Raw genomic sequence first — 20,350 nt, forward strand, 5'->3', positions numbered from 1 at the left:
CCTCTCCTGCGGTTCGTCGATTCCTCTTGCTTCGGGCCGGTCGGCCCGGTCACTGCGCGACAGCCGCCTGGGTGAGGGCCGCTGCCGCCGTCTCGATGTCCTCGGCCGTGGTCCAGCGGCCCAGGGACAACCGCAGCGCACCGAGCGCGCGGTCCCGGCCGAGGCCCATGGCGGTCAGCACGGGGGAAGGTGTGTGGGTGCCGCTGTGGCAGGCCGATCCGGTCGAGGCCGCGAGCTCGGGTGCGGCGGCGAGGAGCTCGTGCCCGAGGACACCGTCGATGCTGACGTTCAGGGTGTTCGGCAGGCGGTTCTTCTCCGGGCCGTTCAGGTGCACACGGCCGGGCAGGCTGCCGGTGAGCCGCTGGTGGAGGTCGTCGCGCAGGGCCGCGATGCGGGCCGGGGCGCCGTCGGCGAGCTCAGCGGCCGCGAGTTGTGCGGCGGTGCCGAGCGCGACGGCCAGGACGACGTTCTCCGTACCCGCGCGCAGGCCGCGCTCCTGCCCGCCGCCGTAGACGACCGGCTCCAGCCGAACCCCGTCACGCACGTACAGGGCGGCCGCGCCCTTCGGCGCGTACATCTTGTGCCCCACGATCGTCAGCAGGTCCACGCCCAGCTCGCCGACATTGAGGGGGATCTTGCCGACGGCCTGGGCCGCGTCGCAGTGGAACAGCGCCCCGCGCTCGTGGGCGAGGGCGGCGAGTTCCGTGATCGGCTGCAGGGCGCCGGTCTCGTTGTTCGCCGCCATCACCGACACCAGCACCGTGTCCTCGGTGAGCGCGGTGGCCAGAGCGGCCGGGGCGACGAGTCCGTCGCCGTCGACCGGCAGCACGGTCACCCGGGCGCCGTGCAGACGCTCAAGGGCCCGGCAGGTCTCCAGGACGGCAGGGTGCTCGGTGGCCTGGGTGATCACATGCGGGCCCGGGCGATCGGAGGCCAGGACCGTGCCGCGCAGGGCGAGCAGATCAGCCTCGGACCCCGAGCCGGTGAACACGATCTCACCGGGGACGGCACCGATCAGACCGGCGACCTGTGCGCGGGCCTCCGCCAGCGCCCGGCGGGGGGTGTTGGCGTAGGGGTGGCTGCTGGAGGGGTTGCCGAAGAAGTCCGTCAGATACGGCCACATAGCCTCGGTGACGCGTGGGTCGACCGGAGTGGTGGCGTTGTAGTCCAGGTAGACCGGCCCGCCGGCCAGTCCCGGATGCAGGGGGAGGTTGCCGCCCGGGCCGGTCACGTCAGGTCCGAGGCGTCGACGGGCAGCTCCGACAGGCGCCACTCCAGCATGCCGTCGTTGAGCCGGATCGCGCGGCGGCCGAGGTCGGTCAGCACCCGTACCGCGTCGTAGGCCAGGACGCAGTACTCGCCGCGGCAGTAGACGACGATCTCGGTGTCCTCGGGCAGTTCGTTGATCCGGTCGGCGAGCTCCTGGACCGGGATGCAGAGGGCGCCGGGGATGTGTCCGGCGAGGTACTCCTCCACCGGCCGCACGTCCAGGATCACGACATCGCCGGCCGCGACGCGGGCGCGCAGTTCCTCATGGCTCATCTCGCCGGTGGTGTCCTCGCCGAGGTAGGCGTCGCGGGCGGCGGGCACGGCGGCCTGGTGGGCTTCGGCGACCTTGCGCAGCAGCGCGAACAACTGGGCCACGTCGTCGCCGGCGAGCCGGTAGTGGATGCGCACCCCCTCGCGGCGGGTCGCGACGAACCCGGCCTGCTTAAGCGTCTGCAGGTGCGCGGACGCGGTGGTCAGGTTCAGCCCCGCCGCCTTCGCCAGCGCGTCGACGGTGCGCTCTCCCTGGGCCAGCAGATCCAGCAGTTCCAGGCGCTTTCCGCTAGCCAGCGCCTTGCCGCTGGTCGCGAAGGCGTCGTAGAGGGCGGCCTTGGCGCCGCTTGTGGTCGCATCCTGCATTGCTTCCTCCAATAATCTATGGATTATTGTAACTGACGGCTGGCAGCAATGGCTGCCCGCTCGGTTGTTCCGTTGGAAGGACACAGGATGGGCTTCGCCGACGACCACCTCGTACCTCTGGTCGACCAGGGGCTGGGCAACAGTGCCTACCTCGTCGATCTCGGCGACGGCCGCGCGCTCGCGGTGGACGCCAGCCGCGACCTGCGGGCCCTGAAGGCAGCGGCCGCCCGGCGCGGTCTCACCGTCGCGTTCGCCGCCGACACCCACCTGCACGCCGACTTCCTCTCCGGAGCCGTCCAGCTCGCCCACGACGACGGAGCGGAAATCCTCGCCTCCGCCGCCGGGCGGCGGGCCTTCGGTCACCGGGGCCTCGCAGACGGCGACGAGGTCGATCTGGGCGGCCTGACGCTGCGGGCCCTGGCCACCCCTGGCCACACCGACGAGCACCTCTCCTTCCTCCTGCACGACGGCGGCCGGGAACTGGGGGTGTTCACCGGCGGCTCGATGATCGTGAACTCCGCCGCCCGCACCGATCTCCTCGGCGCCGATCGCACCGAGGAACTCGCCCGCGCCCAGTACCGCTCGCTTCAGCGGCTGGTCACCCTGCCCGACGCCACCGCGGTCTGGCCCACTCACGGCGCCGGCTCCTTCTGCTCCGCCGTACGCGGAAACGAGCGCACCTCCACCATCGGCGGCCAGAAGCAGACCAACCCCCTGCTCGCCGCCGCGGACGAGGACGCCTTCGTCAAGCAACTGGTCGCCGGCCTGGGCAGCTACCCCGCCTACTTCGACCGCCTCGGCGAAGCCAACCGGCGCGGCCCCGCCGTCCTGAGTTCCGCCCCGCTGCTGCCCGCGCTCGACGCCGGCCAGGTCAAGGCGCTGCTCGCCGACGGCGCCCAGGCCGTCGACGTCCGCCCGGCGGCCGACTACGCGGCAGGCCACATCCCCGGCTCTCTCTCCATCCCGCTGCGCGGCCAGTTCGCCACCTGGCTCGGCTGGCTGCTGCCGGACACCGACCCGGTCGTCTTCGTCACCGGTGAGGGCCAGGACCTCGCCGAGATCGTGTGGCAGTCGTACAAGATCGGCTACGAGCGTCTGGCCGGACGGCTCGCGGGCGGCATGGCGGCCTGGCTCGCCGACGGCAACCCGCAGACCACCACCGCCTTCCTCACCCCCGGCCATACCGAGGGCCGCCCCTACGTCGATGTCCGCCAGGACGCGGAGTTCGCCGCCGGCCACGTCCCCGGCGCCCTGAACATCGAACTCGGCGCCCTCGCCGCAGCCGCCGTCGACGCCCCCGAGGGCGCGGTCGTGGCCTGCGCCCACGGCGAGCGCGGCATGACCGCGGCCAGCGTCCTGGAACGCGCCGGCCACACCGACATCGCCGTACTCGACGGCGGAGCCGCCGAGTACGCCCAGGCCAACGGCCAGCAGCTCATCCAGGGAACCGGGACCACCAGCTCGTGAGCACCACACACCCCGCCCCGACGACCGACGCCCACGGCCGGCCCGTACGCCTCGGCCTGCGCGAGAACCGCCTGCAGTTCACCCTGCTGGTCATCGTCAACATCTGCGTCGGCGGCCTGGTCGGCCTCGAGCGCACCACCGTCCCGCTGATCGGCTCCGAGACGTTCGGCCTGACCAGCGACCTGGCAGTCTTCTCCTTCATCATCGCCTTCGGTCTCACTAAGGCGTTCACCAACCTCGCCGCCGGCGCCCTCACCGCCCGCTTCCGCCGCAAGCAATTGCTCGTCGCCGGTTGGGTCCTCGGCATCCCCGTCCCCTTCGCCCTGGCCTACGCCCCGTCCTGGGGCTGGATCGTCGCCGCCAACGTGCTGCTGGGCCTGAACCAGGGCCTGACGTGGTCGATGACCGTCAACATGAAGATCGACCTCGTCGGCCCCTCCCGCCGCGGTCTGGCCACCGGCCTGAACGAGGCCGCCGGCTACACCGCCGTCGGCGTCACCGCCCTGCTCACCGGCTACCTCGCCACCAGCTACGGCCTGCGCCCCGTCCCCGAACTCATCGGCGTCATCTTCGTCGTCGCGGGCCTCGCCCTGGCGCTGGTCGTCCGCGACACCGCCGCCCACGTCGCCCTCGAACTCGCCAACCACACCAAGCCGCTTCCCACCGGCGAGGACACGGGCCTCAAGGCCACGTTCACCCGCACTTCCTGGCGCAACCGGTCCCTGCGGGGCGCCAGCCAGGCCGGGCTGATCAACAACCTCAACGACGGCCTGACCTGGGGCGTCTTCCCTCTCCTGTTCACCGACCACGGCCTGGGGCTCGCCGCGGTCGGTCTGATCAAGGGGCTGTACCCCATCCTGTGGGGGCTCGGGCAGATCCCCACCGGCCACCTCGCCGACCGCATCGGCCGCAAGCCGCTGATCGTCTACGGCATGCTCGTCCAGTCCGTCGGCTTCGTCCTCGCCCTCGCTCTGTTGGAGCGTCCGCTGCTCGCGGGCGTCCTGTCCGCGGTCTTCCTCGGCTTGGGCACGGCCATGGTCTACCCGGCCCTCATCGCCTCCATCTCCGACCACGCCCACCCCGCATGGCGCGCCAACGCCCTCGGCACCTACCGCTTCTGGCGCGACATCGGCTACGCCGCCGGCGCCCTCGTCGCCGGCATCCTCGCCGATGCCCTCGGCCTCAACGCCACCGTCATCGCCGCAGCCGTCCTCACCGCCGCCTCCGGCCTGCTCGCAGCGCGCTGGATCACCGAACACCCCAGCAAATCCCCGGCCACCAGTCCGGACGACAGCTGACACAGAGCAGTGCCCGCACCTTGATGGGACTCTCTGAAAGCAGAAAGCGGCAACATCCCACCCCAGGGCTCTCCCCACCCAAGGCCGCATCCCGGACTTGCAACCGATACCCAGGTACAGGTTTACCGTCGGAGGTGTCCCCGGCCTGCGGGGACGTGATGACGGGAGTTAGCGCGATGAGTGATCTGGCGTGGGTGCCGCAGTCCTGCACGCTGCCCACCGAGGAGCGGCCCCTGCGGGTCGCCGAGTGGGACGCGCTGTTCGCCGAGCGGCTGACCTCGCTGTCCCGACCCCAGCCGCTCCACCTGCGTCTTGACCTGGCTGGCGGGCCGGGCGTCGAGGAGCAGCTCCGTGACCTGGTGGAGCGCGAGAGCGGCTGCTGCTCGTTCTTCACGTTCACCGCCACCCCCGGCCAGGACCTGATCCGGTTGGACATCTCGGTGGACCAGGCTCACGAGCCGGTCCTGGACGCCCTCGCCGCCCGGACCGCTGCCGCTGGGGAGCAGCGGTGAGCACGGGTCTGCGCAGCGGGCAGGTTGCCGAGGCGGCCGGAGTGAACATCCAGACCCTGCGCTACTACGAGCGGCGCGGCCTGCTGGCCGAACCGGAGCGCAGCAACGGCGGCCACCGCCTCTACAGCGAGGAGGCCGTGACCGCGTTGCGGGTGATCAAGGCCGCCCAGCGGCACGGGTTCACGCTGGAGGAGGTCGCCGAGCTGCTAGAGGCCGGCCGCCACCGGCACGGTCGCCCCGTCGCGGGCCTCCAGGACCGCGCCGCGACCAAGCTCGCCGAGGTCGACGCGAAGATCGCCGACCTCACCACCATCCGCACCGCCCTGGCCGCCGCCGTCGAGGCCGGCTGCGACGACCTGACCGTATGCGCATCCAGCACGTGCTGCCCCATCCCCTTCACCGACCTCGCCAAGGAGCGTCATGCCGGACCCTGCTGCTGACCCCCGCCCCCAGCGCGCCCCGAAGACGCTCGGGGGACTCGCCGCGCTGGCCTGTGTGGCGTGCTGCGCGTTGCCCGTCCTGACCACAACCGGGGTCATCGGCGCCGGCGCCGGTGCGGTGGTGGGCTGGCTGCCCGCCCTCGCCGTCGTCCTGGCCGTGCTCGCCGCAGGTACCTGGTGGCTCGGCCAGCGCCGCCGCTCATGCTCCTGCTCACCGAAGACCGCAGGTGAGGGCGGGTGCGGCTGCAAGACGTCCGGGGACCCGCTGAAGATCGGCGGCGCGGGCCGCCAATAGGGTCACCAGCATGGTTGTCGCCCGCTCCGTTGCCCTGTTCGTCGTCGCCGCCCTCTTCGAGATCGGCGGCGCCTGGCTGGTCTGGCAGGGCATCCGCGAACACAAGGGATGGATCTGGATCGGCGCCGGCGTCATCGCCCTCGGCCTGTACGGCGTGGTGGCGACCTGGCAGCACGACGACAACTTCGGGCGCATCCTCGCCGCCTACGGCGGGATCTTCGTGGCCGGGTCGATCGCCTGGGGCATGGTCGCCGACGGCTACCGACCTGACCGCTGGGACGTCATCGGAGCCCTGGTGTGCCTCGCGGGCATGGCCATGATCATGTACGCGCCCCGCAGCCACTGAGCTGCGCCCCGTCCACACAGGCGGTGAGCCGCTGCCGTCCACTCACCACGTAACCGGCAACTCGATGAGGCTGACGGTCAGCACGTCACCACGGACCCGCAGGTTCTCGACCGGCACGGCAAGCCGCATGCCGGGCAGGGGTTCGCTCATGCAGTAGCGCACGCCGTGCCCGAAAGTCAGGTGCGCGGTCGCCCACCGGATGACATCGAAGCGGTCGGGCTCGGCGAAGACGCCTCGTCATGGTTGGCGGCGCGACCTGCCTCCAGCCCCGGCCAGAGCGCGGACGAAGTCGCGGTCGAAGGCCAAGAGCGATGGCTCCCCGAAGGAGCGACAGAGGCCCCGATGATTCAGGGATACCTGAATTCAGGATCACGTGTACTGTTGTGGTGTGCTGACTGTTGCCTCCGACATCGAGGTGCTGGCCCGGTTCGGCCGCGCGCTCGCCGACCCGATCCGCTGCCGCATCCTGCTCGCCCTGCGCGACGCCCCTGCCTACCCGGCCGACCTCGCCGACGCGATCGGCGTTTCCCGTACCCGGCTGTCGAATCACCTAGCGTGCCTGCGGGACTGCGGTCTGGTCGTCACCGTCCCCGACGGCCGCCGTACCCGGTACGAGCTCGCCGACGAACGCCTCGGCCACGCGCTGGACGACCTGCGCACTGCCGTCGTGGCCGTCGAGACCGACCGCACCTGCCCGGACGCCGACGAGAAGGGCTGCTGCTGACCATGACCGCCGCGATATCGATATCCCTCGGTCCCTCCCCGGCCCGCCGCGACGTACTCACCCGCCGGATACGCCTGCTGGTCGCCGCGACGATCACCTACAACGTCGTCGAGGCGATCGTCGCCATCACGGCCGGCACGCTCGCCTCCTCCACCGCCCTGATCGGCTTCGGCCTCGACTCGATCATCGAGGTGTCCTCCGCCGCCGCGGTCGCCTGGCAGTTCTCCGCCGCCGACCACGCCGTCCGCGAAGCCCGCGAACAGCGCACCCTGCGGATCATCGCCGTCTCCTTCTTCGCGCTCGCCGCGTACGTCGCCGTCGACGCCGTCCGCGCGCTCACCGGCACCGGCGAGGCCGAACGCTCCATCCCCGGCATCGTCATCGCCGCCCTGTCCCTGGCGATCATGCCGTTCCTCTCCTACGCCCAGCGCAAGGCCGGCCGCGAACTCGGCTCCGCCTCCGCGGTCGCCGACTCCAAGCAGACGCTGCTGTGCACGTACCTGTCCGCCGTGCTGCTGGTCGGCCTGGTCCTCAACGCCACGCTCGGCTGGTCCTGGGCCGACCCGATCGCCGCCCTCGTGATCGCCGCCATCGCGGTGAAGGAGGGCCGCGACGCCTGGCAGGGCAAGGGCTGCTGCGCCCCCACCGCCCACACGCCGGCCCCCGTCGGAGCGGCCGCGGCCGAGGCGGACGCGTGCGGCTGCAAGCCGGGCTGCACCTGCTGCTCGTGAACATCTCATTGCCGCCCCGCCCTCCCTCTGGGTGCTCCATCGATACTGACCGGGCAAATACGGAGCGGCGGGGGCAGTGGTGGAGTGGACGATCTGGGCCGGGTTCGCGGCCGGCCTGTTGATCTCGACGGTGACCGCGCCGGTCGGCGTGTCCGGGGCGGTCTTCCTCCTGCCGGTCCAGCTCAGCATCCTCGGCGCTCCGAGTCCCGCCGTCACGCCGACGAACCTGCTGTTCAACGTGGTGGCCGGGCCGGGCGCACTGTGGCGCTACCGCCGCGACGGCGCTCTGCGCGGCACACTGGCCCGCCGCCTCGTCGCCTGGACCCTGCCCGGCGTCATCGCCGGCGCCGCCCTCCGCGTCTTCGCCCTCCCCGGCCCCGGCATCTTCCGCATCCTGGTCGCCGCCTTCCTGCTGCCGCTCGGCGCGTGGCTGTGCCTGCGCACCATGCGCCCCGCCCGGGGGCGGCCGGACGCGGCCGAGCCGTCGGCGCGCGTGCTCGCTGCTCTCGCCCTGACGGTCGGGGTGGTCGGCGGGATCTACGGCATCGGCGGCGGTTCCCTGCTCGGGCCCATCCTCGCCGCGCGCGGCATGCCCCTGGCCCGCATCGCACCGGCCACCCTCGCCGCCACCTTCACGACCTCCCTCGCCGGGGCCGCCGCGTACGCACTGCTGGCCCTGGCGAGTCCCGGGCCCGTCTCGCCCGACTGGTGGCTAGGTCTGGCCTGCGGCGCCGGAGGGCTGATAGGCGGCTACCTCGGCGCACGGCTCCAGCCCCACCTTCCCGAAACCGCGCTCCGGCTCCTGCTCGGCACCCTTGCAGCTGCCCTCGGCGGGGTGTACGCCGCCCAGGCCCTGGCCTGACCCTCGATGCGGCCAGTTCGGGCGACAACGCTCCGCTAGCCCGAACCCGCGCGCTCGTCCACTTCTGACCGCCGCACACGATCCGGTTCCGACGTCATCACGTCCGGGAATCCGCGAACCCACGCGCTTCTCACCGAACACCCCAGCAAATCCCCCGCCAGCAGTCCGGACACGTGAGCAGGGAGCGGTGCCCACACCTCACCGGCCCAGAGTGTGCGGGCTTTCGCATCCGCGGCATCAAGGCGGTGAGCCGCTGTTGTCCAGTCACCAGGTCACCGGCAGCTCGATGAGGCCGCCGGTCAGCACGTCACTGCGGACCCGCAGGTCCTCGACCGGCGCGGCAAGCCGCATGCCGGGAAAACGGGAAACCAGCTGGCCAAATGCCACCTGGAGTTCCATGCGGGCCAGGGGCGCGCCGATGCAGTAGCGCACGCCGTGCCCGAAGGTGAGGTGCGCGGTGGCCCGCCGGGTGACATCGAAGCGGTCGGGGTCGGCGAAGACGGCCTCGTCGTGGTTCGCGGCACCGTTGTCCAGCATGACCAGATCCCCGGCCCGAATGGTGACGCCGCCGATCTCGATGTCGGTATGGGCGTAGCGCGGGATGCCTCCCCCGCCCTTGCCCGGGACGCGCATGATCTCCTCAACCGCTCCGGGGATCAGGCCGGGGTCGCCCAGCAGCAGCTGCCACTGGTCCGCACTGGTCAGTAGAAGCAGCGCACCCATGCCGATCTGAACGACCGTGGTCTCGTGTCCCGCGAAGAGCAGCGCCATCGACAGCATGGCGATCTCGTCGTCTGCGACTCCGTCCGTGGCGCAGAGCCGGGAGATCACATCGTCGCCGGGCTCGCGACGCTTGCGGCCCACCAGTTCCTGCCCGTAGGCGAAGAGGTCCCCTAGCCCCTGCTCCGAGCGTGCCCTGTCGAGTACGTCGGCGGCAGCCTGCGTCCATGCGCGGAACTGGGTGCGCTCTTCATACGGCACGCCCAGCAACTCGCAGATCACCAGGATCGGCAACGGGAGGGCGAGCGCAGCGTTGAGGTCGGCCGCCGGCCCCTGTTCCGCCAGTTCGTCCAGGAGTTGCGCGGTCAGCGTTTCCACGCGCCCGCGGAATTCCCGCATGCGGCCCGGCGTGAAGTGCGGCTGAAGCAGTGACCGCATCCGGGCGTGGTCGGCCTTCTCGGTGTCGTAGTTGCCCAGCGGGCCTCCGAACAGAGCGGACTCACCCGAGCGCGCGGCGTTATCCGGGTCGGGGTGGGACCGGCCGAGCCGGTCGTCGGCGAGCAGGCGGCGTACCTCGTCGTACCCGGTCACCAGCCACGCGTCATCACCGACCCGGGTGCGAACCCGGTGGACGGTGCCCTGACTCTGCAACGTACGGAGCATCGCCGGCACCTGTAGTGGGCCGGTCTGATCGAAGGGCAGCTGGACGGTCATGTCGCCTCCCACAGAGAGCCTTTGTATACTTAGCTTTATACAAAGCTACTTGTACACTTGTGGGTAAACAAGAGGAGGAATGGCCGATGGTGTCAGAGCAGGCAGCCCCCGGCGGTCCTGGGCCGGTTAGGCGGATGCGACGGGACGAGCGGCGGGAGCAGATCCTCGACGCGGCAACCCGGGCCTTCGCGCGTGCCGGATTCGCCGCCACCGGCCTCGACGACGTCGCCGGCGAAGCGGACCTCACCCGCGTAATGCTCTACCGACACTTCGAATCCAAGGCCGACCTGTACCGCGCGGCCCTCGACCGTGCCTGCACACAGCTGGCCGAGGCGGTAGGCAGCGACAACTTCGATGAGGAGTCGATCCCCGCCCTCCTCCGCGCCGCTTCGGCCGACCCTGACGGCTTCCGGCTGCTGTTCCGACACGCGGCTCGGGAACCGGAGTTCCGCGACCTCGTCGACACACTCACCGCCGCCTCGGCCGAGATCGCCCAGCGCAATCTCGCCCGACGTCTTCCGGCGGGTCCCTGGCTGGACTGGGCGGCGCGGGTGATTCCCGCATTCACGACTGACGCCGTCATCGGCTGGCTGGACGCCGGGCAGCCTGACCCTCATCTGGCCGCCGCCCGGATCGATCGAGCTGTTCAGGGCATCATCGAGGCCGCTAACTGAGCGTTTGGTCCGGTGATTCGTGTTTGGTCCCGGGTCAGGTTCCGCGCCAGTTCAGGGCGGCTTCGCCGGTCAGTCTGCGGGGCCATGAGATCGATCATCGCGAGGTGGACCATGGCTTCGGAGCGGTGCGCGGGTGCCAAGGTCACCTGGCTCACCAACCTGCGCTGATACCCAGCGCCGGCAGCACCATGTCGCGCTCCGCGCCTCCGGGACGCCGCGCTCCAGCGCCCGCCGTCGAAGCGCCGTATCCGGTGCTCAGCGGCAGCGTCCTTACCAGCCGTTTGGGCACAGGGGCCACGGGTATGAATCGCGTCTGCTCAGGAGTGATATTGGTTGATGTCGCCTGGCACAACGGGGGGATGACGGGGTGTCGGATTCGCGCAACGAGACGCCCGAGGTCCCGGAGGCCGAGGGCTACAGCCAGATCCTGCTGGGTCTGCGGCTTCCGGGCGGAGCTGCGCTGACCCTGATGCGCGCACCGCGCAGTAACACCATCCACATCTACCGGGACGATCTGAGGGATCTGGTCACCGGTTTCGCCGATACGCAGGTGACCGCGGCTCACACGGCGCGTAGCAAGAACAGCCTTTCGCTGTTCCTGCTGGGCGAGTTGGGGCTGGCGGATTTGAGGATCCGCAAGAACGAGGCGGGCGGCAGCCGGGGCCTGGCCCTGCGCGATCTCGTGCACCTCTGCGTGATTCCCGAGACCCGTATGGTCGACCCTTTGTCCCCGGTTCTGCACTCGTCCGCCGCGAGCGGGAAGACCGTGGCGGCCTCGGTCATGCGGCTTCTCTTAACCGGGGGCAGCGACCCGGACATCGACACCGGCCTCAACGCCGGACAGCGCCGCGTCAACAAGGGGAAGATCGCCTTGCTCGATCAGATCATCCTTGATCTTCAGAGCAAGCTGACCACGAACGAGAACGTGAGGGACCTGCGGGACCGGCAGGTACGCCTGCAGGCGTCCATCGACGAGCACTCCACCGCCCTGCGGGTGATCACCGACCGCCACCTTGCGGCAGTCACCGCCCGGATGAGGGCGGCGGAGGAGCTGGCTGCAGTGGAGTCGCGCCTTGCGGAAGTGGGTGACCTGGTCTCCCGGTTCGGGCTGCTGGAGGAGCAGTACCGCTCCGACCTTGCCCGCCTGGAGATGGTGACCGAGGCGGGCAGCCTTCTGGGCTACTTCCGCGTCGGCACGTGTGTCTTCTGCGGTGCCGAGCCCGAACACCAACATCCCGGGCACGGGGAGCACGAGACGACTCAGCTGCACCTGGCGGTGCAGAACGAGACCGCGAAGACCAGTGCCCTGCTGGCCGATCTGCTGCCCACGATCGAAGACCTGCGTGCCCAGTTCGCCGCGCTCGGCGCACGGCGGACGTCCTTGCTGCAGGAGACGGCCCGCATGGACGCGGAGATCCGCGCGACGGAAGGCCAGCTGGCGCCGCTGCGGGAGCGCATGGAGGAGCACCTGCAGGTCCGTTCGGAGATCGAGCGGAGCCTGGAGCTCCACGTGCGGATCGACGAACTGGAGGAGCGGCGCTCACGGCTGGACGGAGAGACGGTCGGACCGGGGCAGCGGCCCGCCGAGTACGTTCCCAACCGGATCCTGTCGTCTTTCGACGGCATGCTCCGGCGCACGCTGGAAGCGTGGAAGGTCCCCTCGGTGGAGTTCGCGGAGTACGACCAGTACGCCATGGACGTCCGTGCGGGGGGCCGTCCCCGAGCCAGCCGGGGCAAAGGTGTCCGCTCGGTCCTGCACTCGGCGTTCACCACCGCGCTGGCCCAGTTCTGCCTCGCCAACGACCGGCCGCATCCGGGCTTCATCGTCCTCGACTCGCCCGTGGTGACCTACAGGGACCCCATCGCGGACGACCCCGTCGGCGAGGACGTCGACCTGACCTCGCACGTGGTGGACCACTTCTACCGGGACATGCTCGACTTTCCCGGACAGGCGGTCATCATCGAGAACGGCGACCCGCCCATCGACGTGCTCTCCGAAGCCCGCAGCTACCGGTTCACCGGCACCGGCCCGGGCCGGCACGGCTTCTTCCCCGTCTCCGCCACAGACAGCTAGCAGGACCGCAGGGCGCGGCGCCGGCCGGGCGGTTGCACCGACGGCTCCGCCATGGGGCAGAGACGACCGTTGTTGCCCCAGGAAGGCATGCCGGCTGGTCCCCGCTCGCTGTTGCGCTTGCGGGAATGCTCAAGTGCCGGTCGCGGAGAGTTCGGCGAAAGCCTGCTCGTCGAGGGCCTGGCTGAGCAGTTCGTGCAGGTGTGGGCTGGCCCGGTGCATGTACGGGGGCAGGCTGTGGTTGAAATCGCGGAGTGTCGCTGGGTGAGGGGCGCGGAAGAGGCGTCGGGCGGCATCGGCAGGGTCCGGGCTGTCGAGGACGTCGCTGATGAGGGTGAGCTTGGCGGCCGCGGTGACCGGGTCGCGTTGCTGCCTGGAGCTGCTCGGTGATGTGCGGCGCCAGGGGTAGAGGAAGCCGGAGTCGGAGCGCTGCCAGCCGACGTTGCGGTCGGTGTCGTCAAAGTGGTCCCAGCTCGTGGAGACTTCGTCGCCGTCGAAGCGCTGCCGGAGGGCGGGGTCGGTGCTGGTGAAGGCCTGGACACGCAGCGCGTGAGGTTCTCTGAGGAGGATCCTCAAGGTCCGCAGGTCGTCGTACCACTGTTCAAGGCCGTTGTGAGCGGCTGTGTCCTCGGCGTCGAGTCGGACCAGGCGTTGATGGACGGAGCGCACGGCGGGCTCGGTGACGGGCGGTGTCTCGATCTCCCACAGGGGCCGGCCACAGCGTTTGCGTTTGGTGCGGCGCTGGCCGGGCGGCGCGAGAGTGTCGTCGTCGCGCCGCAGGAATCCGGGGCATTGCCCGGGGGTGTCACCGCGCAGGAGTGAGGGGGAGAACGGTGAGCCGCAGTCCGGGCAGTAGGACGCGGTGTAGCAGTCATGTGTGGGGCACATCACCGCCCAGGAGTGGTACCACCACAGGGGCCATCGCGCGGGAGGTTTCAGGCACTGGGGGCAGAATGCCCAGGTCTCTTCCGGGGCCCAGCGGAAGTCGGGATGGCGCGGCACCCTGCCCTCGCTGCGTTTGACGATGCCGAAGAGAGTCATGGCACGCAGCTGCTGGGGGTCGAGGCCGGTTGCGGCGAGCAGCGGGAGGGCGGAGGCGAGCGGGAGTTCGGCGGTATGGCGGGCGAGCCGGGCCGCGTGCGCGGTCGAGGGCTCCAGCCCGAGCCGATTCATGGTCTGGGTGCGGTCCGTCTCGTATGCGGTGGCCAGGTGATCGACCCAGCTGAACAGCGATTCGCAGGGCTGCGGAAGCGGGACGACGGGCAGCCTGCGGGGCGTCGTTCGTGTCGGCTGCGGGCTGTCCTCACCTGTCGGGTGCGGCTGCGGCATGGGGGTCCTGTTCGGTCTGGTCGATTGGGGACGGCGGCAGGCGCAGCGGTCGCCGGGAGGGGAAGGGCCTTCGCGATATGAAGTTGTTGCTGGAGGGGCCGGGATGGTGCTCGGGTGTCAGTGTCCGGCGGGACCGCTTGAGCGTGGCGAACTCGCCGGGGCCGAAGACATCGTCGAGGAAGCGGTGCAGCCGGACACTGGCAGCTCTCGGATCGGGGGACCGGTAACCCGTCAGGTAGCGGCGCATCCTGACGCGGCGTCGTATCTCCAGCAGCTCTCGGGTGGTGGCGCTCATGTCGCGGGAGCCCAGGATCCTCCCGAGCACGCTGAGCCTGCAGGCCCTGGTGATCGGGTCACGGTAGGACAAGTGGGTGCCGTCGGAGAGCGTGCGGCCCGGTTCCAGGAACCCGCTGGAGTCGACCACATAGCCCGGGGCCGTGGCGCGCTGGGGTGAGTAGCGGCGCTGCAGGACGGGATCGGGACTGTCGAAGGAGCGGACTTCGAAGACGGGGTGATCGAAGAGCGCGTTCAGTACGTGGTAGGTGCGCAGCCACGAGCGGGGCCGGGCGCGGGAGGTGAGCCCGTGCCGCAGGTGCTTCACAGCTTCGAGTACGAAGGGATCGCTGACCGGCGTGGTGTCGATCTCCGAGAGGGTGATGCCGCAGTGCTCGCGCCGCGTTCCTGGCGGGAGGAGGCGGAGGTAGGGGTCGCGAAAGCCTCTGCACCGTCGTGGGGAGCCCCACCGTGAGCTGGTCCTTTCCGGCGTGAACGGGGTGTCGCAGTGGGGGCAGAAGGAGACCAGGTAGCACAGGTGCACCGGGCAGGCCACAGCCCACGGCTCGTACCACCACAGTGGCCAGCGGCCCTCGGGGGTCAGGCACTTCGGGCAGAACGCCCAGGTTTCCTTCGGCATCCGGGACGCTGAGATGCCGGTGTAGGGGGGCCCGATGTCTTCGAGTGTCATCACGGCGAGTTCCGGGGCCGTCAGGCCCGTCGCCGTTCCCACGACCCGGGATGCTTGCGTAGGCAGCTGCATCGTGTAGCGGATCAGATCCCGCGCGGCCCATTGCGGCGCGGTCTGTACCAGGCCCAGCGCATGCATCATCGAGCCGCGGTGGACCTCGTAGGTGTGGGCGAGGTGGTCGACCCAGCTGAAGAAGGACTCCCCGGCCAAGGGCAGGGGGACCACCGGCAGCCGCCTGGGCAGCCCGACGGGAATGCTCCGGTAACTGACCTGTGTGGACACGTGAGTGCTACTCCTCGTCGCGGTCCTGGAACAGCTCGTACGGCTGGACGCCCAGGGCCTGGGCGAGGGCCGGGATCCGGTCGACGGACACGCTGTGGACGGCGGCCTCGATCTCCGCGTAGAAGGAGCGGTCCATGCCCGCGGCCTTGGCCGCCGCGGTCTGGGTCAGTCCCGCGCGCCGGCGCAGGGCCCGCAGCCGGGTCGCGAAGGCCAGCCGCTGGGCCGGGATACGGCCGGAATCGCTGTTCGCCACAGAGGAAACCGTAGTACGGTCCCAGGTTTGTAGGAGATCTCCTACAAGCGGTGGGTGTGTGGAGGGGTGCGTGCGGGAGGGCGGACGGCCGCGGCGGCTGCCCGCGGTGCTGGTACCGCAGGCCGGTGAGTCGTTCGCGTCCTGGCTGGCGAGAGCATCGGTGGACTGGGAGCTCTCTCCGGGGCGTGCCGCGCAGGCCATCGGGCTGGAGTGCCGGCCGGGTTCGGGGGTATGGCCGCCGTTGTTCGGCATTGCGCTGACGCGCCGTAGCCTTGCCGGGGTCGAGGCGGCCACGGGGCTGGACGCGCGCGTCCTGCAGGCGATGCAGCTGACCCGCTACCGCGGGACGGTGCTGGACTTCGCCGGGTGGAATCCGGCGGTGGACGCCTCACTGGCGCCGGTGGTGCGCCGTGAGTGGGCGCTGTTCACCTCCAGCCGCGCGTGCCCGAAGTGCCTGGCCGAGCGGCCGGTGTGGCCGTTGTGGTGGCGTCTGGGCATCGCCGCAGTCTGCCCGGTGCACCGGCTGCTGTTAGTGGATAAGTGCCGCCGCTGCGGGGCGAGGGTGGGCCGCAGCCACAACGGCCACCCCCGGGGCCTGATCACTCGCCAGACGGTGATCGACCTGGTGCGGTGCTGCAACCGGCGCCCGGCGCAACGGCAGCGTAAGGCCGGACTGTGCGAGCAGCGGCTCCAGGACTTGCCCGCGGCGCCGATGCCCGCCGCGCTCGCGGACCTGCAGCAACGCGTGCTAGCCGTCGCCGACGGCGGTAAGGCTCAGGTCGCCGGTGAAACGGTGGAACCGGCCGAGTTCTTCGCCGCGCTGCGGTTCACGACGGCGGTGATCCGTCTGGTCGCCTCCGCCGACGACCTCTCTTCTTGCACTGCTTTATCCGAAGCCGAGGGCCTGGCGGAGGCCTTCTTGGCCGACCTGTGGGTGCGCGAGCAGGCACGGCGGGGAGGTGCGGGGACCCAGCTGGGGGCCAGCCCAGCCAGCGCGGCTCACGCCGCGAGTGTGCTCGCCCTGAGTGCCACCGTGCTGTTCGCCCGTGACCGCAATGCCGCCGGTCAGGTGCTGGCCGACTGGACACGGCGCGCCGCGAGCCAGCGCCGCGACCCCGGCAAGAGTGACCCGCTGCGGCCTCTGTCCCCTCCAGCGTGCCTGGACGCGCTGGTTAGGGCGGCCCGGTCGCCTTCCTCGCGGGTCGCCGGCGCCCTGGCCGTGCGCCCCGCATCCCGGGTGCGGATCACCGCCCGGCATGTGCCACATCTGGTCGACGCCGGTGACTACACCGACCTGATCGCCCCTCACCTGCCGGGCACCGCTCCGGTCAGCGGCCGACGCCTGGCCGCTGTTGCGTTGGTGCGGCTCGGGGGCGCGGCGAGCTGGCAGCGGGCCGCCGCCGACTTGGACATGAGCCCCCAGCGGGCAGCCCGCGTCACCAACACCCTCGTCCAGCGCATCAGTGACCCGCGGGCTTTCTGGGCGGACATCGAACGGCTCGGCGCACGCCTGGAGGAGCGGGGCTGGATCGACTTTGCCGCCCGGCGGGAGATGCTGGCTGCGCTGACCGCGGTGCCGCACGCCGTCCTGTATCCGGTGTGCCGGCCGCTGGAGCACGACGTCACCCTTCAGCGGCGGCGTCACGCCGCGGCCTGGGTGTGGCAGCACTTCACCGGCGGCGACGTACGCGAAGCACCCGCCTACGTCGCCGAGCTGTGGCCGCAGGCGAGTACCGAGTCGGTGCGGGAGGGGTGGCGCCGCTTTGCCGCCTGGATCCCCGCCCCCGTCACCGCCTGCCTGACTTCCTTCGGACACGGCCTCCTTCAGCACGACGTGCCCGATGCGACAGGAGGGGCATGACCCCGAAAAGATCACAGACCCTGCGGCCCCTACGGCAGGCCTCTCATCAGCTCTACCTGCACTTCTACGACGCCAGCGGCACTGAGCGGCTGATGCCCGCCGACCAGGCCCACGAGGTGCGCTTCGAGACCTGCCTGCCCGCCCGGGACTTCCCTACCTACGCAGGCCAGCAGCACACTCCGGGCTCCTACTGGGCGGCTAGCAGCGACACCGTGCTGGACTACGAGAGCTATCTGGAAGCCCGCTGGATGAAACTCCTCGACTTCGACGCGCAGGTCGCCTGCTTCTCGGCCCAGCCGTTCATCTTCGAAGGGGTCGACGGCGACACGACGTGGAGCCACTACCCCGACCTGTTCGTCCGCCGCACCGACGGCTCTGTCCTGCTGCTGGACGTCAAGAACCCCGAACAGATCGACAAGCCCAGAGTGCGCCTCCAAGCCGCCCGGACTCAGGCCGCCTGCCGGCAGCTCGGCTGGGACTACCAGATGGTGGGCGAGCCGGATCCACAACTGTGGGCCACCGTCGAATGGCTTGCCGGCTACCGCAGACCCCTGAACGCCGCAGCCCCCGTCGCTCCCGTCCTGCTCTTCCGCGCCCAGCAGCCCCTCACCATCGCCGAACTGCTGTCGCTGTGGCCCGAGCCGGACATCGAGCGGGCCGTCACCTACCACCTCATGTGGCACCACCGTCTGCTGTTCAACGTCACCCGCCCGCTGCGCGACCACACCATCGTGTGGGCCGCACCCGACCCGGAGCACACTTGATGGACCAGCGCTACCGCATCGCAGCCGAAGACTGGATCGAGTTCGAGGAAGAACAGCATCAGGTCACCGGCCTGACCGGTGCACTCGTGCGGCTGCGCTCGATCTCCGGACACCACCAGACGATCATGCTCAGCGTCCTGCTGACCGATCCCTCCTTCCGCGCCCTCGCCGCCCCGCCCGAGACCGTCGACAACGCCGCCGCAGGCCTGGACCCCGGCGGTGTGCTGGCGACCCTGAAGGACAAGCAGGCCCGTGACGACGCCCTGGAGCTCGAAGCCCAGCTGCAGGAGGCCACCACTGGCTACCGCTCGGGTTCAGAGTTCGACGCGGCACCCGGTGAGCCCCGCCCGCAATACGACCCTGGCCTCCCTCTGACCGAGCGCGTCGTGACCAAGGCCGGCGAGTTGGGCCTGACCGAGCGCCGTATCTGGCAGCTGCTCGAGGCGTGGGAGGAGAAGGGCCTGTGGGGGCTGGTCGACGGCCGCAAAGCCCGGCTGAAGAACCCGCTGCGCAACATCGACGAACGGGTGATCACCGCGATCCGTGAACAGGCCGGTGTCGAGCGCCTCGACAGCTCCTCCAGCGTCTCCACCCGCTTCCAGCGCCGCTGCCAGAACCGGCTGGACGCAGACCACGGCGCCGGCGCCGTCCCGCTGCCCAAACCGGACACGTTCCGCCGTGTGGTCAAACTCCTGCTGCACCGCAGCCCCTCCGACCCCGCCTACCAGCGGATCTCGGACGCAGGCCAGCCCGACCGAACCTTCGGCCACGTCATCGCCCACCGGCCCGGCCAAGTCGTCATGCTCGACACCACCCCGCTCGATGTCCTGGCCTACGATCCGGCGACGAACGACACCTACAACATCGAACTCACCGTCGCCATCGACGTCGCCACCCGCTCCATCCTCGCCTGGCGGCTCACCCCGCTGGGCACCAAGGCCATCGACATCGGCCTGCTGCTCGCCGACATCATGACGCCCGAGCCCATGCGCCCGAAGTGGGCCGAGGCCCTGCGCTACCAGATGCTGCGCATCCCCTACGAGCGCCACCTCAGCGTCGACGAACGCCTCGCCGAAGCCGCCGCCCGGCCGGTCGTCTACCCCGAAACCCTGCTCTACGACCACGGCAAACCGTACAAATCCGATGTAGTCAAGCGAGCCTGCCGCAAATGGAAGATCGACCTGCAGGACGCCCGCAAACTCAAAGCCACCGACAAACCCCAGGTGGAACGCCTGTTCTTGACGATCCGGGAAAAGTTCTCCATGCACGTTGCCGGATACAAGGGCTTCAACGTCGCCCACCGCGGCAAGCACGTCGAGCAGCAGGCCCGCTGGACCCTGGACGAGATCGGCGAGTTCTTCGCCGAATACGTCATCGCGGTCTACCAGAACCAGCACCACCGAGGGCTGCACCTGCACGGTTTCCCCGACCTGCACGTCTCACCCAACGAGGCGTACGCCATGGCGCTCGGCTCGGCCGGCTACGTCGACTGCCCCAGAGACCCCAACCTCTACTACGAACTGCTGCCCATCGCCGACAACGGCCGCGCCATCAACCCCTACGGCGTCGAACTCAACTACCTGGTCTACGACGCCCCGGTCCTGTACCAGTTCCGCCGGGCCAAGTCGCCCTACGACAACGGGCTCTGGCCCATCCGCTACGACCCGCGCAACCTGCTGCACGCCTACTTCCACAACCCCCGCGACAACACCTGGCACACGCTGGGATGGACCAAGGCCCTCAGCGACCTGCAGCCCTTCACCGATATCACCCTGCGGGAGGCCAAACGCCTGGTCGAACTGCGCGGCGGCGACCCGAAGGACAAGGAGTATCAGGAGCAGATCGCCGAAGCCCTGCGGGACCTGCAAAACCGAATTGACGCTCCCGAGACGTGGACCAAGACCGACCGCAAGCGCCACACCCGTGACCGGCACCGCGCCGACGCCCAGGCCCAGGACGAAGCACGCTCCGCCCCGGCCGTCCCCGCGCCACCCCCGCGCCCCGTTCCGCCGCCCGCGAAGCCGACCGTTCCCGCCCTGCACGCCGTTCCCGACCTGTCCGGCGAGGACGACGACTTCAACCCGCACTCCGTCCAGCCCGCAGAGGTCTGGACTCCCCGCACCAGCCAGGAGGGCTGA

At 70.4% G+C, this 20,350-nt stretch carries 20 protein-coding genes; 14 read left to right on the forward strand and 6 right to left on the reverse strand.

Annotation, left to right across the window (positions count from 1 at the left end):
• Positions 1–49: 49 nt before the first annotated feature.
• Positions 50–1,231 (reverse strand): cysteine desulfurase family protein, encoded by a 1,182-nt coding sequence (locus ACZ4NT_RS15440; protein ID WP_467725689.1) that lies wholly within the window; start codon positions 1,229–1,231, stop codon positions 50–52.
• Positions 1,228–1,905 carry an ArsR/SmtB family transcription factor gene (locus ACZ4NT_RS15445; RefSeq protein WP_467725691.1) on the reverse strand — a complete coding sequence of 226 codons (678 nt, stop codon included), beginning with the start codon at positions 1,903–1,905 and terminating at the stop codon, positions 1,228–1,230. The genes ACZ4NT_RS15440 and ACZ4NT_RS15445 overlap by 4 nt, the downstream gene beginning before the upstream one ends.
• A gap of 87 nt (positions 1,906–1,992) precedes the next feature.
• On the opposite strand from ACZ4NT_RS15445, the gene ACZ4NT_RS15450 reads away from it, so the two are divergent.
• The 9 genes from ACZ4NT_RS15450 (at position 1,993) to ACZ4NT_RS15490 (ending at position 8,580) form a co-directional block, all read left to right on the forward strand.
• Positions 1,993–3,372 (forward strand): MBL fold metallo-hydrolase, encoded by a 1,380-nt coding sequence (locus tag ACZ4NT_RS15450; RefSeq protein ID WP_467725693.1) that lies wholly within the window; start codon positions 1,993–1,995, stop codon positions 3,370–3,372.
• The gene (locus ACZ4NT_RS15455; protein WP_467725695.1) at positions 3,369–4,670 is read left to right on the forward strand and encodes an MFS transporter; all 1,302 of its coding nucleotides are present in this window, start codon (positions 3,369–3,371) and stop codon (positions 4,668–4,670) included. Before ACZ4NT_RS15450 ends, ACZ4NT_RS15455 begins: the two co-directional genes overlap by 4 nt.
• A 176-nt stretch (positions 4,671–4,846) precedes the next feature.
• Positions 4,847–5,182 carry a hypothetical protein gene (locus ACZ4NT_RS15460; RefSeq protein WP_467725697.1) on the forward strand — a complete coding sequence of 112 codons (336 nt, stop codon included), beginning with the start codon at positions 4,847–4,849 and terminating at the stop codon, positions 5,180–5,182.
• Positions 5,179–5,622, forward strand: a complete 444-nt coding sequence (locus ACZ4NT_RS15465; RefSeq protein ID WP_467725699.1) for a MerR family transcriptional regulator — start codon at positions 5,179–5,181, stop codon at positions 5,620–5,622. The genes ACZ4NT_RS15460 and ACZ4NT_RS15465 overlap by 4 nt, the downstream gene beginning before the upstream one ends.
• Positions 5,603–5,917 (forward strand): hypothetical protein, encoded by a 315-nt coding sequence (locus ACZ4NT_RS15470; RefSeq protein WP_467725701.1) that lies wholly within the window; start codon positions 5,603–5,605, stop codon positions 5,915–5,917. Before ACZ4NT_RS15465 ends, ACZ4NT_RS15470 begins: the two co-directional genes overlap by 20 nt.
• Before the next feature lie 10 nt (positions 5,918–5,927).
• A complete protein-coding gene (locus ACZ4NT_RS15475; RefSeq protein ID WP_467725702.1) occupies positions 5,928–6,263 on the forward strand; it encodes a YnfA family protein in 336 nt (111 codons plus the stop codon).
• Between the two features lie 388 nt (positions 6,264–6,651).
• Positions 6,652–6,987 carry an ArsR/SmtB family transcription factor gene (locus ACZ4NT_RS15480; RefSeq protein WP_467725704.1) on the forward strand — a complete coding sequence of 112 codons (336 nt, stop codon included), beginning with the start codon at positions 6,652–6,654 and terminating at the stop codon, positions 6,985–6,987.
• Positions 6,988–6,989: 2 nt separating this feature from the next.
• Positions 6,990–7,718, forward strand: a complete 729-nt coding sequence (locus ACZ4NT_RS15485; protein ID WP_467725705.1) for a cation efflux transmembrane domain-containing protein — start codon at positions 6,990–6,992, stop codon at positions 7,716–7,718.
• A gap of 79 nt (positions 7,719–7,797) precedes the next feature.
• Positions 7,798–8,580, forward strand: a complete 783-nt coding sequence (locus tag ACZ4NT_RS15490) for a sulfite exporter TauE/SafE family protein (RefSeq protein ID WP_467725832.1) — start codon at positions 7,798–7,800, stop codon at positions 8,578–8,580.
• A 264-nt stretch (positions 8,581–8,844) separates the two neighbouring features.
• Here ACZ4NT_RS15490 and ACZ4NT_RS15495 read toward each other — a convergent pair whose 3' ends face one another.
• The gene (locus ACZ4NT_RS15495) at positions 8,845–10,014 is read right to left on the reverse strand and encodes a cytochrome P450 (RefSeq protein WP_467725707.1); all 1,170 of its coding nucleotides are present in this window, start codon (positions 10,012–10,014) and stop codon (positions 8,845–8,847) included.
• 134 nt (positions 10,015–10,148) lie between these two features.
• Between ACZ4NT_RS15495 and ACZ4NT_RS15500 the strand changes: the two genes are divergently transcribed.
• A complete protein-coding gene (locus ACZ4NT_RS15500; RefSeq protein ID WP_467725708.1) occupies positions 10,149–10,688 on the forward strand; it encodes a TetR/AcrR family transcriptional regulator in 540 nt (179 codons plus the stop codon).
• A gap of 367 nt (positions 10,689–11,055) precedes the next feature.
• Positions 11,056–12,762: a hypothetical protein gene (locus tag ACZ4NT_RS15505; RefSeq protein ID WP_467725709.1), complete on the forward strand. Its 1,707-nt coding sequence runs from the start codon at positions 11,056–11,058 to the stop codon at positions 12,760–12,762.
• Between the two features lie 129 nt (positions 12,763–12,891).
• On the opposite strand, the gene ACZ4NT_RS15510 is transcribed toward ACZ4NT_RS15505, so the two are convergent.
• From ACZ4NT_RS15510 to ACZ4NT_RS15520, 3 genes are read right to left on the reverse strand one after another with little or no spacing between them, the layout of a single operon-like run.
• Positions 12,892–14,088, reverse strand: a complete 1,197-nt coding sequence (locus ACZ4NT_RS15510; RefSeq protein ID WP_467725711.1) for a TniQ family protein — start codon at positions 14,086–14,088, stop codon at positions 12,892–12,894.
• Positions 14,063–15,334 (reverse strand): TniQ family protein, encoded by a 1,272-nt coding sequence (locus tag ACZ4NT_RS15515; protein WP_467725713.1) that lies wholly within the window; start codon positions 15,332–15,334, stop codon positions 14,063–14,065. Before ACZ4NT_RS15515 ends, ACZ4NT_RS15510 begins: the two co-directional genes overlap by 26 nt.
• Before the next feature lie 7 nt (positions 15,335–15,341).
• Positions 15,342–15,587 (reverse strand): helix-turn-helix domain-containing protein, encoded by a 246-nt coding sequence (locus ACZ4NT_RS15520; protein ID WP_467725715.1) that lies wholly within the window; start codon positions 15,585–15,587, stop codon positions 15,342–15,344.
• A gap of 70 nt (positions 15,588–15,657) precedes the next feature.
• Between ACZ4NT_RS15520 and ACZ4NT_RS15525 the strand changes: the two genes are divergently transcribed.
• Genes ACZ4NT_RS15525 through ACZ4NT_RS15535 form a run of 3 tightly spaced genes read left to right on the forward strand, consistent with a single transcriptional unit; the run spans position 15,658 to position 20,350 of the window.
• Positions 15,658–17,448, forward strand: coding sequence for a TniQ family protein (locus ACZ4NT_RS15525; protein WP_467725717.1), 1,791 nt, complete (start codon positions 15,658–15,660; stop codon positions 17,446–17,448).
• The gene (locus ACZ4NT_RS15530; RefSeq protein ID WP_467725719.1) at positions 17,445–18,212 is read left to right on the forward strand and encodes a TnsA-like heteromeric transposase endonuclease subunit; all 768 of its coding nucleotides are present in this window, start codon (positions 17,445–17,447) and stop codon (positions 18,210–18,212) included. The genes ACZ4NT_RS15525 and ACZ4NT_RS15530 overlap by 4 nt, the downstream gene beginning before the upstream one ends.
• On the forward strand, positions 18,212–20,350 hold the full coding sequence (locus ACZ4NT_RS15535) for a Mu transposase C-terminal domain-containing protein (protein ID WP_467725721.1): 2,139 nt from the start codon (positions 18,212–18,214) through the stop codon (positions 20,348–20,350). The genes ACZ4NT_RS15530 and ACZ4NT_RS15535 overlap by 1 nt, the downstream gene beginning before the upstream one ends.

This window comes from Streptomyces sp. NPDC026417, assembly GCF_055567695.1.

Bases quoted from the DNA above. Each gene is read 5' to 3' on its own strand.
- ACZ4NT_RS15530 (WP_467725719.1), top strand. From the start codon at position 17,445: ATGACCCCGAAAAGATCACAGACCCTGCGGCCCCTACGGCAGGCCTCT.
- ACZ4NT_RS15510 (WP_467725711.1), bottom strand. From the start codon at position 14,088: ATGCCGCAGCCGCACCCGACAGGTGAGGACAGCCCGCAGCCGACACGA.
- ACZ4NT_RS15475 (WP_467725702.1), top strand. From the start codon at position 5,928: ATGGTTGTCGCCCGCTCCGTTGCCCTGTTCGTCGTCGCCGCCCTCTTC.
- ACZ4NT_RS15485 (WP_467725705.1), top strand. From the start codon at position 6,990: ATGACCGCCGCGATATCGATATCCCTCGGTCCCTCCCCGGCCCGCCGC.
- ACZ4NT_RS15535 (WP_467725721.1), top strand. From the start codon at position 18,212: ATGGACCAGCGCTACCGCATCGCAGCCGAAGACTGGATCGAGTTCGAG.
- ACZ4NT_RS15450 (WP_467725693.1), top strand. From the start codon at position 1,993: ATGGGCTTCGCCGACGACCACCTCGTACCTCTGGTCGACCAGGGGCTG.
- ACZ4NT_RS15470 (WP_467725701.1), top strand. From the start codon at position 5,603: ATGCCGGACCCTGCTGCTGACCCCCGCCCCCAGCGCGCCCCGAAGACG.
- ACZ4NT_RS15460 (WP_467725697.1), top strand. From the start codon at position 4,847: ATGAGTGATCTGGCGTGGGTGCCGCAGTCCTGCACGCTGCCCACCGAG.
- ACZ4NT_RS15500 (WP_467725708.1), top strand. From the start codon at position 10,149: ATGCGACGGGACGAGCGGCGGGAGCAGATCCTCGACGCGGCAACCCGG.
- ACZ4NT_RS15495 (WP_467725707.1), bottom strand. From the start codon at position 10,014: ATGACCGTCCAGCTGCCCTTCGATCAGACCGGCCCACTACAGGTGCCG.
- ACZ4NT_RS15445 (WP_467725691.1), bottom strand. From the start codon at position 1,905: ATGCAGGATGCGACCACAAGCGGCGCCAAGGCCGCCCTCTACGACGCC.